Origin of the sequence: Streptomyces sp. NPDC002588, from assembly GCF_040295925.1 — a bacterium.
Taxonomy (GTDB): Bacteria; Actinomycetota; Actinomycetes; order Streptomycetales; family Streptomycetaceae; genus Streptomyces.
Map to the genome: position 1 here is coordinate 226,505 of NZ_JBEOWF010000003.1, position 12,577 is coordinate 239,081.

The 12,577-nt window shown below is 71.5% G+C and carries 10 protein-coding genes; 6 read left to right on the top strand and 4 right to left on the bottom strand.

Features of this window, described 5'->3' with window-relative positions; genetic code table 11:
- Positions 1 to 64 precede the first annotated feature (64 nt).
- The 4 genes from ABT057_RS05555 to ABT057_RS05570 are packed head-to-tail and all read left to right on the top strand — an operon-like array spanning position 65 to position 6,448.
- Positions 65 to 1,495 carry an alpha-L-fucosidase gene (locus tag ABT057_RS05555; RefSeq protein WP_352341153.1) on the top strand — a complete coding sequence of 477 codons (1,431 nt, stop codon included), beginning with the start codon at positions 65 to 67 and terminating at the stop codon, positions 1,493 to 1,495.
- A 5-nt stretch (positions 1,496 to 1,500) separates the two neighbouring features.
- On the top strand, positions 1,501 to 2,424 hold the full coding sequence (locus ABT057_RS05560) for a DUF1349 domain-containing protein (protein ID WP_352341154.1): 924 nt from the start codon (positions 1,501 to 1,503) through the stop codon (positions 2,422 to 2,424).
- Entirely contained in the window at positions 2,421 to 3,317 is an 897-nt protein-coding gene (locus ABT057_RS05565) for a beta-sandwich domain-containing protein (protein ID WP_352341155.1), read from the top strand. Before ABT057_RS05560 ends, ABT057_RS05565 begins: the two co-directional genes overlap by 4 nt.
- 20 nt (positions 3,318 to 3,337) lie before the next feature.
- Positions 3,338 to 6,448 carry an alpha-N-acetylglucosaminidase gene (locus ABT057_RS05570; RefSeq protein ID WP_352341156.1) on the top strand — a complete coding sequence of 1,037 codons (3,111 nt, stop codon included), beginning with the start codon at positions 3,338 to 3,340 and terminating at the stop codon, positions 6,446 to 6,448.
- Positions 6,449 to 6,501: 53 nt separating this feature from the next.
- On the opposite strand, the gene ABT057_RS05575 is transcribed toward ABT057_RS05570, so the two are convergent.
- Positions 6,502 to 7,692: an alginate lyase family protein gene (locus ABT057_RS05575; protein ID WP_352341157.1), complete on the bottom strand. Its 1,191-nt coding sequence runs from the start codon at positions 7,690 to 7,692 to the stop codon at positions 6,502 to 6,504.
- Between the two features lie 135 nt (positions 7,693 to 7,827).
- Here ABT057_RS05575 and ABT057_RS05580 point away from each other — a divergent pair, with 135 nt between their 5' ends.
- Positions 7,828 to 8,283, top strand: coding sequence for a carboxymuconolactone decarboxylase family protein (locus tag ABT057_RS05580; RefSeq protein ID WP_352341158.1), 456 nt, complete (start codon positions 7,828 to 7,830; stop codon positions 8,281 to 8,283).
- A gap of 10 nt (positions 8,284 to 8,293) precedes the next feature.
- Here the strand turns inward: ABT057_RS05580 and ABT057_RS05585 are convergent, their stop codons facing one another.
- Positions 8,294 to 9,649 carry a dihydrolipoyl dehydrogenase family protein gene (locus tag ABT057_RS05585; RefSeq protein WP_352341159.1) on the bottom strand — a complete coding sequence of 452 codons (1,356 nt, stop codon included), beginning with the start codon at positions 9,647 to 9,649 and terminating at the stop codon, positions 8,294 to 8,296.
- A gap of 368 nt (positions 9,650 to 10,017) precedes the next feature.
- Between ABT057_RS05585 and ABT057_RS05590 the strand changes: the two genes are divergently transcribed.
- Positions 10,018 to 11,247, top strand: coding sequence for a phosphodiester glycosidase family protein (locus ABT057_RS05590; protein ID WP_352341160.1), 1,230 nt, complete (start codon positions 10,018 to 10,020; stop codon positions 11,245 to 11,247).
- 18 nt (positions 11,248 to 11,265) lie between these two features.
- Here the strand turns inward: ABT057_RS05590 and ABT057_RS05595 are convergent, their stop codons facing one another.
- Positions 11,266 to 11,460, bottom strand: coding sequence for a hypothetical protein (locus ABT057_RS05595; protein WP_352341161.1), 195 nt, complete (start codon positions 11,458 to 11,460; stop codon positions 11,266 to 11,268).
- A gap of 104 nt (positions 11,461 to 11,564) precedes the next feature.
- A complete protein-coding gene (locus ABT057_RS05600) occupies positions 11,565 to 12,425 on the bottom strand; it encodes a phosphatidylinositol-specific phospholipase C/glycerophosphodiester phosphodiesterase family protein (protein WP_352341162.1) in 861 nt (286 codons plus the stop codon).
- Positions 12,426 to 12,577 lie beyond the last annotated feature (152 nt).

The window sequence follows — 12,577 nt, forward strand, 5'->3', positions numbered from 1 at the left end:
GAGACCCCGACCGACTCGACCACCGACTCGATCAACGACTCGACCACCGACGGAGAGGTTTCCCGTGAACGTCAGCCGTAGACGTTTCCTCACCACGGCCACTGCTCTCGGCTCAGCGGTGCTCCTGGCACCGCCCGGTGCCGCCCAAGCGATCAGCGGCGGCATCCCCGACTACCGGCCCACGAAGGCATCGCTCGACACCCACCCGGTACCGCGCTGGTACAAGGACGCGAAGTTCGGCATCTTCGTCCACTGGGGCGTCTACTCGGTCCCCGCCGGTTCCGCCCGGCAGATGGCCGCCGAGTGGTACCTCTGGTACCAGAGCTTCAATACCGATCCCACCTGGAAGTACCACCGCGACACCTACGGCCAGGACTTCCTCTACGACGACTTCATCCCGCAGTTCACGGCCGAGAACTACGACCCGGACGCCTGGGTGCGGCTGTTCGAGCAGGCGGGTGCCGAGTACTTCGCGCTGACCAGCAAGCACCACGACGGATTCGCCCTGTGGCCCAGCGAGGTGACGGACCGTCATGCCGGGAAGTACGGCCCGAGGCGCGACCTGGTCGGCGAGCTGATGACGGCCGCCCGCAGGCGCGGCACCGTGCGGCCCGGCCTGTACTACTCGCTCGGCGAGTTCTTCAACCCGGCGCTCGGCCGGCCGATGAAGAACTTCTACACCGGTGAAGAGGTCCCGATGACCGGCTACCGGCCGGTCGACGACTACATCGGGGACTACGAGCTGAAGCAGCTGTACGAGATCGTCGACCGCTACGACCCGGAACTGCTGTGGGCGGACGGCCAGTGGTTCCGGCCGACCGGCGAACCGCCGTGGCGCAGCGAAGAGCCTCTCTCCCACTACTACAACCAGGCCAAGAACCGCAGAAAGCCGAAGGGTGTCGTGGTCAACGACCGCTTCGACACGCACTTCGACTTCGCCACCTACGAGCAGCGCACCAACCCCACGATGGACCCCCAGAAATGGGAGTGCTGCATCACGATGGGGTACTCCTGGGGCTACAACAGGTTCGAGGTCGAGGAGGACTACAAGACCTCCGAGTTCCTCGTCCATCTGCTCGCCGACGTCACCAGCAAGAACGGCAACCTGCTGCTGAACATCGGGCCGAAGCCGGACGGCACCATCCCGGACGTCATGCAGCGGCGGCTGCGGGACATCGGCGCCTGGCTGGACGTCAACGGGCCCGCGATCTACGGCTCGACGCCCTGGGTGCGGGCCGAGGAGGAGGGCAGCCCGCTCGGCATCCGGTACACGGTCGGCCCGGGCAAGTTCAACATCATCGTGCTGGGCGCCCCCAGCGGCACCCTCTCCGTACCCGCGGACATCCCCCTCTCCGCGACCTCGCGGATCCGGCTGCTCGGCCACGACAGGCCGCTGAAATGGACCCGTTCCGACGGCAAGGTCCACATCAGCGTCCCGGAGACACTGCCCAGCGCGCTCGCCAACACCTTCACCGTCGACTGGGAGCGCCGGTGAACAGCGTGAGCACGGACACCCTCGGCCCGACCCTCACCGTGACCACCGAACCTGCCGAGCCGGCCGGCGGAGAGGCCGTCACCGCCACGGCGGTCCTCGTCAACGACTGCCCGTTCCCGCTGCGCGGCGCCGTCCTGTACCTGGTGGACCCGGGCAGTGCGGCCGCCGCGCGCACCATCCCGCTCGGTGATCTGCGCCGCGGCGCGAAGGTCACCCGCAGCTGGCGCACGTCGATGCCGGCCGACGTCGCCGGGGACGTCGCGTTCACCGCGCACGTCCTCTTCGACGTGGACGGACGCAGCGCCGACTGCGCGCGGGCCGCGAAGACCGTCAGCGTGCCCTACGAGCCGAACGGGGTGCGGGACCCGTACCGGACGTTCGCCACCACCGACGACGCTCGGTTCGGCCAGTACGGCAGCCAGTTGGTGATCTGGGCGGGCGGCGGTGACCTGTCCGGCGGCCGTGACGAGAAGGGCGGCATCCTGCTTCCCGGCTCCGCTGCCGCGTCGAGCGTGGTGCAGGTCAAGACGGTCGCCCTCACCGGGAGCGACAACCCCTCCGCCAAGTACGGGATCGCCGTCGCGAACGATTTGACCGCCCCGGAGAAGGGCGGCTACGCCGTGCTCACCATGTCGAAGTCGTACGGCGTGGAGTTCATGACCGACAGCGACGGCGACGGACACCTCGACACCTGGGCCGGCGGCGGCGGTTCCACCCACCCCGCCTGGCTGCGCCTGGTCCGCTCCGGCACCACGTACACCGCGTACTCCACCACCAACGGCCTCGCCTGGAACGAGATCGCCAGTGCCACCGTCCCCTCCGCGAACGGCGCCCTGGACGCCGGCGTGGTCGCGAGCGCCGTGAACCTCAACTACCCGGGCACGACGGTCCGGGCCGTGTTCGACCACTTCACCGTGGAGGAGTCGTGAACGCCTACCGCCCCGAGGAGGACTTCCTCGCGCCGCCCGTCTCGCTCACCGTCACCCCGCCCGCACCCGAGCCGGGGCAGGCGGTGACCCTGACGGCGACCCTCACCAACACCACCCGGATCGCCCTGCGCGGCACGGTGCTCTATCTCGCCGTGGACGACACCGGGAAACCGGCCGGCCTGGGCAGCCTCGCGCCCGGCCGGTCGGTGACCCGCACCTGGCGGACCCGGCTCGCCGACGACGCGGAGGGCCGGATCGTGTTCACCGCGCACGCCCTCTTCGACGTGCACCGCCACGGCTCCGACTGCACCCGCGCCGCCTCCTCGGTCGTGCTGCCGTACCGCTCACTGCCCGGAGCCTTCGACAACGCGGGGATCGCCTCCGACGACGCCCTCACCGTCGCCAACATCGACGGCTCCAATTCCAGTCTGTCCGCCGAGGCGCTGGCGTCGGTGGGACTGACGCCCGGTGCCGCGGTCACGTACGGCGGGGTGCCCTTCACCTGGCCGGACACCCGGCCCGGGAGCAAGGACAACGTCGTCTCCGCCGGCCAGACCGTGCTGCTGTCCGGCTCCGGTTCCCGGCTGTCCTTCCTCGGCACCAGCACCTGGGGCGAGGGCAGGGGCGACGGCAGGGTCGTCTACGCCGACGGCACCGAGCAGGCGTTCTCGGTCGCCGTCCCCGACTGGTACGGGGCGAACTCCTCCGCCGCGGTGGTGGTGCCGTACCGCCACATCACCACCGGCCGGGACGACACCCCCGTCAGCCTGTTCACCTTCGGCGTCGATCTGGTGGCCGGCAAGGAGCTGCGCTCCCTGGTCCTGCCCAAGGTCAGCGACGGCCTCCAGTCGGGCGTCCCCGCCCTGCACCTCTTCGCCATGACGGTCAACTGAGCTCTGTCGGAAGGACGTTCATGCACGACAACCGAGGCGACCTCGGCATCACGGGTGTCACCCGCAGACGGCTCCTCACGGGTGCGGTCGCGCTGGGCGGCGCCGCGCTGCTGACCCGCCCGCAGGGCGCGCACGCGGCCGGCGGCGCCCTCTTCGACACCGCTCCCGCCGCGGCAGCGCTGAAGCGTCTGCTTCCCGACCACCACCGGCAGCTCACCCTGCGGGCCGTCCGCGACGACACCGACCGCTTCCGGGTCACCGGCACGGCCGGGCACATCACGGTGGAGGGCACCAGTCCCGCCGTGCTGCTCACGGGCCTTCACACCTATCTGCGGCGGACGGCGCACGCCTCCGTGTCCTGGACCGGCGAGCAGCTGAACCTGCCGCGCGTCCTTCCCGCGCCCGCCGAGGAGATCACGGGCAACGCCGACGTGCCGCACCGGTTCGCCTTCAACGACACCAACGAGGGCTACACCGGCGCCTACCGCGACTGGGACGCGTGGCAGCACGAGCTGGACGTGCTGGCCGTGCACGGAGTCAACCGGGTCCTCGTCTACATCGGCGGCGACGCGGTGTACTACGACACCTTCCGCCGCTTCGGCTACTCCGACGCCGCGCTGCGCGCCTGGATCCCGGCCCCCGCCCACCAGCCCTGGTGGCTGCTGCAGAACATGTCGGGCTTCGGCGGACCGGTCTCCCGGCAGCTCATCGAGAGACGTGCCGCGCTCGCCGGGAAGATCGTCGACCGGATCCGCGACCTGGGCATGACGCCGGTCCTGCCGGGCTACTACGGCACCGTTCCGGACGACTTCCCCGCCCGGCACGGCGGGGACGCGGCGGTGGTGGCGCAGGGCACCTGGGGCGCCTTCAAACGCCCCGACTGGCTCGACCCGCGCACCACGGCCTTCGAGGACGTGGCCGCCGCCTTCTACCGGGCCCAGACGGAGCGCTTCGGCGACAGCACGATGTACAAGATGGACCTGCTGCACGAGGGCGGCAACCCCGGTGACGTGCCGGTGGGCGAGGCCGCCCGGGCCGTCGAGGCCGCGCTGCAGAGGGCCCACCCGGGGGCCGTCTGGGCGATCCTGGGCTGGCAGACCAACCCGTCCGAGGCGCTGCTCGGCGGCGTCGACAAGAGCCGGATGCTGATCGTGGACGGTCTGTCGGACCGCTACACCACCGTCACCGACCGGGAGAGCGACTGGGGCGGCACCCCGTACGCCTTCGGCAGCATCTGGAACTTCGGCGGCCACACCCCGCTCGGCGCCAACGCCCCGGACTGGGTGGAGCAGTACCCCGAGTGGCGTGACAAGGAGGGCAGTTCGCTCGCCGGTATCGCGGCGATGCCGGAGGCCGCCGACAACAACGCCCCCGCCCTCGCCCTCCTCACCGACCTGGCCTGGACGCCCGGCACCGTCGACCTGGACGACTGGTTCGCCGCGTACGCCGTCTCCCGCTACGGCGGCCCCGACCGGCACGCCGCCGCGGCCTGGCAGACGATCCGGGACACCGCGTACGGCATGTCCCGCGCTGACGCCTGGAGCGAGGCACCCGACGGCCTGTTCGGCGCCCGTCCCAGCCTGACGGCGAACAAGGCCGCCGCCTGGGGCCCGGAGAAGGACCGCTACGACACCACCGCCTTCGACTCCGCACTCACCGAACTCCTGGCGGTGCGAGCGGAGTTGAGGGACAGCTCGGCCTATCGGTACGACGTCGTCGACGTGGCCCGGCAGGTCCTGTCCAACCGCAGCCGTGTCCTGCTGCCGCAGATCAAGTGCGCGTACGAGGCCGGGGAGAAGGCCCTGTTCGGCAGGTTGACCAGGACCTGGCTGGACTGGATGGACCTCCTCGACGACCTGCTCGCGGCCTCCGGCCCGCACCTGCTCGGGCGGTGGCTCTCCGACGCGCGCTCGTGGGGCGCCGACCGGGCCGAGAAGGACCGCCTGGAATACGACGCCCGCTCCCTCCTCACCACCTGGGGCGGACGGCCCAGCAGCGACGAGGGCCTGCACGACTACGCGAACCGGGAGTGGTCCGGGCTGGTCGGCGGCCTGTACCGCACCCGCTGGAAGACGTACTTCGACGCGCTCGCCACGGGTCTCGCCAAGGGAGAGGACCCGGCGACGACCGACTGGTTCGCCCTGGAGGACCGCTGGGCGCACGCGCACGAGACCCACCCGACCGAGCCCCACGGCTCCCCGTACGCCCTGGCCCGCCGGGTGCGCGACCTGCTCGCCGCCACTCCCCATCAGGCGCTCCTCACCGCCGGGGCCGACCGGGGAGCGGTGGCCGAGGGCACGCCCGCGACGGTGACGGTCACCTTCACCAACAGGAACGGGTTCGCGGCGGCACGCGGTGTGACGCTCTCCGTCACCGCCCCCGAGGGCATGGCGGTGAAGCCGCTCGATCCGCTGCGCACGGCGTCCGTCGCCCCCGGCGCGACGTTCGCCGCCCGCTTCGAGGTCTCGCTGACGGGCAAGCCGGCGGAACTGATCGGCAGGGTCGTCGCGGCGGCGGCGTACGCGGGCGGGGGGAAGGCGGTCGCGCCGGTACGGCTGGTGGCCGCGGCCGGGGTCGGCGACCCGTACCGCACGGTCTCCTACAACGACGCCGTGTTCGGCCAGGCCGGCGACGAGATCGCCGTCGAGGGCGCCGGCGCCGACCTGTGGGGCGCCACCAACGAGTTCGGGGCGGTGTACCGGGCGGGCGCGTACCGCGAGGGAACGGTGGCCGAGGTCACGGTCACCTCCCAGGACGCGACCGGGGGCTGGGCACGGGCGGGTCTCGTCGTCCGCGACGACCTGGGCACCCAGGGAAGCGCGGGCTATGTGAACCTGGCGGTCACACCGTCCAACGGCTGCGCGCTGAGCTGGGACGCCGACGGCGACGGCCGTCTCGACTCGATCGCGCTCTCCGGCTCCTTCACCGCGCCGGTACGGCTGCGGCTGACCAGGTCCGGCGCCTCGTACACCGGGGAGGCCAGCACGGACGGCGTCACCTGGACGACGGTGGGCACGGCCACACCGGGAGGCGCGGCCGCGGCACAGGACGTCGGGGTCTTCATGACCGCGGCCAACGGCTGGACCGGCACACGGGGCATCGCCACGTTCGACGGATTCACGGTGGCCTGATCTCCGACGGCACCGGTGGCCGCCGCGCCGTGCTCAGCGGCGGCCACGAACTGTCAGTAGGGGTTGTTCGCGTGGGTGAGTGTCGTCCAGGCGTTGAAGTAGTTGTCCGTGCCGGACGGCCGGTGTGCCTCGGTGTACTTCTGGGTGTTGGACATGCTGATGCCGAGGCGGTTGTGGAGGGCGTTGAAGCCGACCTCGGTGGTCTGGGCGAGGCCTGTGTTGACGGATCCGCCGCACAGCCAGGACGGCACGGCGGTGCCGTTCTCGTAGGAGGTGTGGAAGCCCAGCGCGTAGCGCAGCCGGTCCTGGATCTTGGGATAGAGGTCCTGGCCCTGGATGCGGCTGGTCTCCGCGATGTCCGCTATGGAGGCGATGCCCCAGCCGGTGTGCCCGAAGTCCCGGCAGGTCTCCTGGGCGAGGCCGTCGGCGAAGGTGCTCTGGCCCTGCCAGTACTTGATGATCTCGGCGCTGGTGTCGATGCTGCTGTTGGCGGGCGGGGCGGGCAGGTCGCCGTCACCGGTCAGGTAGACGTACGCCGGGACCCGGGCGAGGTAGGTGCCGACCGCCTTGTCGTAGCTGGTGCGGTCCTCGAGGAAGACCGAGATGCCGATCGCCGCCTCGGTCATGACCAGTTCCCAGTTGCCGTTCTTGGTCGCCGCGCCGTTGATCACCTCGGGGAGGTAGACGTCGCGCAGCATGGTGGCGAAACGGCCGGCGTTGGGCCAGCCGCCGTCGTAGGTGTACTTGATGATCTCGGCGGCGCGGGGCCAGGTCGCCCCGGACCAGCCGGTCTGCAGTGGGGCGTTGGTGTTGGTGTGATCCGTGATGGTCGCGGACCAGGCGTCCATGATCTCGATCGATTTCTTCGCGTATCTGCTGTCCCGGGTGAAGTACCAGGCGAGCGCGTCGGTGTAGGCCGCGATCGCGTCCTGGCGCTCGTCGGTGCAGCCGTAGTTGGGGTTGGACGACGATCCGCACTCCACGACGGCCCGCGGCTTGGGGGTGCGCGACAGCGAGGCGTAGGAGCTGGCCATCATGCCGTCGTACGCGGCCTTCCAGGGCTGTTGGCCGGCCTGCACCTGCGACCGGGCGTAGTCGAGTTGGGTCCGGCTCACCAGCACACCGGGGTGGGTGAAGGCGGCCGGCGCGGCTGCCGCCCGTGGGGCCGGGCCGGTGAGCTGAAGGCTCAGCAGGCCTGCCAGCAGGGTGAGTACGCAGCACAAGGCGGTTCTGGTTCGTGCCATCCGACGACTCTCCGTTCATGAATGAGAACGCAGTTCCCCGATGTGGACGGGTTGGCCTGGACCATAAGAACCTTTCGTGAACATGTCAATGCACAGAGCGACGAACATGCCGGACTAGTGATTTAATATTCAACCATGACGGTGACTCGACGGATCTTCATAGACAAGCAGAGCCCCAAGGCCTACCACGCACTCGTCCAGACCTCCGAGGCCGTGCGGGCGACCGCCGCGGACGCCGGCCTGGACCGCGCCCTCGTGGAGCTGGTCAATCTGCGTGTCTCGCAGCTCAACGGCTGCGCGTTCTGCCTCGATGTGCACACGAAGGCCGCACTGCGGGCCGGGGAGGACACCCGGCGGCTCGGCGTCCTCGCCGCCTGGCGGGACACCGGGCTCTTCACCGCGCCGGAGCGGGCCGCCCTGGCGCTGGCGGAGGCGACCACCACCCCGTCCGACGCCGCCGCGCAGGAAGCCGCCTACGCCGAGGCCCTGGACGTCCTCACCGACGACCAGATCTCGGCGGTGATCTGGGTCGCCGTCACCATCAACGCCTTCAACCGGGTGTCCGTCCTCAGCAAGCACCCCGTGCACTGAGGACCACGGCTCAGCTCAGGGCCGCGAGCGCGGGTTCCACCGCCCGGTGGAAGGTGGGGTACGTGTAGATCATGTGCTGGAGGCGCTCCACGGGGACCTCCGCGTGGACGGCCACGTTCAGGCCGTACAGCAGCTCGCCGCCCGCCGGACCCGCCGAGGTCGCGCCGACCAGGACACCCCGGTCGGCGTCCTCGACCAGCTTGAGGAAGCCCTCGCCGCCGGGCCCGTGGATCCAGCCGCGGGTCGAGGCGGACAGGGGGACGACCGAGGTACGGACGCGCAGGCCCTGCTCGCGGGCCTGGCGCTCGGTGAGGCCCACGGCCGCGATCTCGGGGTCGGTGAAGGTGACGCGGGGCAGGGCCCGGTAGTCGGCCTCGGGGCCCGGCCGCCCGAGGATGTCCCGGACGGCGATCTGCGCCTGGTACATCGAGACATGGGTGAACGCCCCGCGGCCGGTGATGTCGCCGACCGCCCAGAGACCGTCCGCCGCCCGCATCCGGCCGTCCGTCGGGACGGCCGGGGCCGACGGGTCCAGTCCGACCGCCTCCACACCGAGGGCGCCGAGGTCGGCGTACCGGCCGGCCGCCACCAACAGGCGCTCGGCGCGCAGCATCTCGTCACCGGCCCGGACACCGAACTCGGCCCCGTCGTGGGCGATCTGACGCGCCCTCACACCGGTCAGCACCGTCACACCGTCCGCCCGCAGCACGTTCGCCGCGAGCTCCCCCGCCTCCGGCTCCTCCCGCGACAACAGCCGCTCCTGGCCCTCGACGACGGTGACGCGGCAGCCGAACCGGGCGAAGACCTGGGCGACTTCGACGCCCACCGCGCCGCCGCCGAGGACGATCAGCGAGGCCGGCAGCTCCTTGGCGGCCATCGCGTCCCGGTTCGTCCAGTACGGCGTCCCGGCCAGCCCCGGCAGCGACGGGATCCGGGGACGTCCGCCGGTGGCGAGGACGACACCCCTGCGGGCCTCGAAGGTGCGGTCGCCGACCGTCACCCGCCGCTCCCCGGCGAGACGCCCGGCGCCCCGGACCAGACGGGCGCCCTTGGACTCCAGCCGCTCCGCGGCGACCTGGTCGTTCCAGTCGTCGGTGGCCTCGCGGCGGATCCGGTCGGCGACCCTCGTCCAGTCCGGGGTCACCGTCACCGCTCCCGCCAGTGCGGGCGCCCGGCAGGCCTCGGCCACCAGATTCGCGGCCCGGATCATCATCTTGCTGGGCACACAACCCCAGTACGGGCACTCCCCGCCCACCAACTCCGCTTCCACGCCCACCACTTCGAGACCGGCCTCGGCCAGGGTGCCGGCCACGTGCTCGCCGCCCGGTCCCAGGCCGACGACCACCACGTCCACCTGCTCGTCCATACCCGTGCCTTCCTCGTACCGCGCTCGCGCGTACGGCCGTCCCAACAGGCCGCCGGACCCCGAGGCTAGGACCGGCGGGCCGGTCCGCCGTGACCGTGAGTGCACGGGCCCGGGCCTGACAGCGCACGTGCACTCACCGGCACCACCACGTGTGCCGTCCTGGGCCCCGGCAGGCAACGTTCGCCCGTCCAGGCACCGGTCACCGGCGCGGAATATCACGCCCGTATGACCGGCGGGGCCGAACGGCCCAGGAAGACACCCGTATTCGTGGTTTTGTCACCCGTTCTCCCGGTGTCGGCCCGCCCTTCCCTGGCGGGTGGTCCCGTGGACCGTGAGAAAGTTGCGGCCCAGACCAACCAGGGGAATCCGTGACATTTCATCAGAAATGGTCCGCAGCAGGCAGAACGGCGCTGACGCTGCTCACCGCACTCGGAACGCTGGCCGGCGCGGCCCTCGCGGGCGCCGCGCCGGCCGATGCCGCGAGCTGGACGGAGGTGGCGGCGGGTGTGGAGTACCGGCAGTACGACCTGTCGGCCGCCGCCGGGGTCACGCACGCGCACGTGCTCAGCGTCGACCTGACCAACTCCCATGTCCGCCTCGGGCTGTTGTATCCGGGGAGGGTCGCCGCCCGGGCGGCCGTCTCCGGGCTGGCGGACGGCCAGGGGGCGGTGGCCGGAGTCAACGGCGACTTCTTCCACATCTCCGAGACCCAGCACCCCGGTGTCGAGGTGACCGGGGCGAGCGTCGGCCCGGCCGTCGCGGACGGCAGGGTGCTCAAGGGGGCGGTGCCGAAGGGCCAGCGGTTCGGGCCCGGGCTGCCGCCGGGCGTCGGCACCGGAGCCGTGCTCGGCGTCGGCACCGACGGCCTGGCCCGGCTGGACACCCTCTCCCTCCAGGGCACGGTCACCACCGCGGAGCAGCGGCTGCCGCTCGGCGGTCTGAACCAGTACGCGCTGCCGGTCGGCTCGATCGGCGCGTTCACCCCGGAGTGGGGCAGCGCCTCGCGCGAGCGGGCCATCTGCGGCACGGACACCGACCGCGGCGGCCCGTGCAGCGCGAACACCTACGAGGTGACGCTCAAGGGCGGCCGGGTCGTGTCGGTCGCGAACTCGCCGGGCAGCGGTGCCGTCGCGGCGGGCAGCACGGTGCTCGTCGGCCGGGAGGCGGGTGCGGAGCGCCTCAGGGAGTTCACCGTGGGCGAGAGCGTGGACGTGCGGTACGGGCTGGGGTCCGGATCGGGCCGGGCGTACCGCTTCGCCATCGGCGGTTCGCCGCTGCTGGCGGGCGGCCTGCCGCTCCCCGGGCTGAACAACGGCACCTCGGCCGTACGGACGGCCGTGGGCGTCGGCGACGGTGGCAAGCGGGTGTTCCTGTTCGTGCTCGACGGCGCGGTCGCCTACCGCAGGGGCCTGACGGTCGCCGAGGTCGCCGGCGCGCTGCGGGATCTCGGCGCGACCGAGGGGTTCAACCTGGACGGCGGCGGTTCGTCGACTCTGGTGGCCCGGCCGGCGGGCCAGGCCCGGGTCACGGTCCGCAACCATCCGACCGGCGGCGCGGAACGCCGGGTGCCGAACGGCGTCGGGGTCTTCACGCGGTGACGCGGACCCCGCACGGCCTCACGGTCGAATGCTGCCGACGAGGTCGGCCGTCGCCGTGAGGCCGCTGTGGATGGTGGGCGCCATGCTCGTGCCGGCCAGGAAGAAGCCGAGCAGCAGACAGACCAGTGCGTGCGAGACCTTGAGTCCGCCGTTGCGCATGAAGATCACCGCCAGGATCAGCAGCAACAGCACCACGGAAATGGAAACGGCCAACGTCAACCTCCTCCGTTACGTCCGCTTTCGCGGCATTCGGCCGCAAGTGTGGCGTAACGGAGGGATCGTCCGCGCAGCTGACGTGCCCGCCGAACGGGTGGTGTCTAAGCCGTCCGGTGGGCGTCGAGGAAGGTTTCCAGGCCGGCCAGGTCGTCCGTGTTGAGGTAGTCGACACCCGCCGCGAGGAGTTCGGTCCACAGGGCGTCGCGGTCGGGGCCGGCCAGGTCGGGGGTGGCCCAGAAGCGGACCTTCTGGCCGCGGGCGTGCGCCTCGTCGACGATGGCGCGCAGCTTGCGCCGCTCGGCGTCGGGGAAGGCACCGACGCCCAGCCAGGTGAAGTTGAGCGTCCAGTTGTCACTGATCAGCGAGGCGAAGGAGGCCTCGCTGCTGCCGAGGTCGGTGAGGCGGCCGTCGTAGAAGGCACGGCGGACGGTCTGCGCCTCCATGGGCGTACGGGCCGCCCGGTCGCCGGAGATGACTGCGGTGACCGGACCGGGGTGGATCCGGCCGTGCGCGTACGTCGTGAAGAGGTGCCGGTAGCGCCCCAGTTGCTCGTCGAGGGCGAGGTAGGTGGTGGAGCCCTCGGTCTTGATGTCGATGAGCAGCTGCAGCGGCTGCCGGTAACCCCGGTACACCGAACCGTGGCCGGCCTTGACTCGGGCGGCCAGCGGGGCGAGGTAGAGGGACTCCAGGGTGCGGGTGGGGTCGAGTTCGTCCGCCGAGTGGGCGATGAGGAGTTCGCCGTCGACGAGGAAGATGTCTGCCTCGACGCTGCCGAAGCGGTGGTCGAGCGCGTCGAAGAGGGGGCGGGGATGCTCGTAGTCGTTGTGGGCGTGGGCGCGCCAGAGCGGTCGGGGTCCGCGCTTCTGCCCGTCGGCGAACGCACTGCCGGCCGGCGGGGCGAGCACCGCGGCGACCGTGGCACCGAGGCCGGTGAGAGCTCTGCGGCGGGTGATGAGGGCCATGTTGTTCCTCCCTGTGGGGCGGGCTTCGAACCACAGGGAGTATGAGGCCGTCCGAGCCCCAACGAACCTGTACATGCCAGGAGTTGGCCGGACGGCCGCCGCTTGTTCACTCCTTCCGCGCAGCCGCACGAAAAAGCCCGCCCCAGGTGGGG

Bases quoted from the DNA above. Each gene is read 5' to 3' on its own strand.
- ABT057_RS05570 (WP_352341156.1), top strand. From the start codon at position 3,338: ATGCACGACAACCGAGGCGACCTCGGCATCACGGGTGTCACCCGCAGA.
- ABT057_RS05585 (WP_352341159.1), bottom strand. From the start codon at position 9,649: ATGGACGAGCAGGTGGACGTGGTGGTCGTCGGCCTGGGACCGGGCGGC.
- ABT057_RS05600 (WP_352341162.1), bottom strand. From the start codon at position 12,425: ATGGCCCTCATCACCCGCCGCAGAGCTCTCACCGGCCTCGGTGCCACG.
- ABT057_RS05575 (WP_352341157.1), bottom strand. From the start codon at position 7,692: ATGGCACGAACCAGAACCGCCTTGTGCTGCGTACTCACCCTGCTGGCA.
- ABT057_RS05580 (WP_352341158.1), top strand. From the start codon at position 7,828: ATGACGGTGACTCGACGGATCTTCATAGACAAGCAGAGCCCCAAGGCC.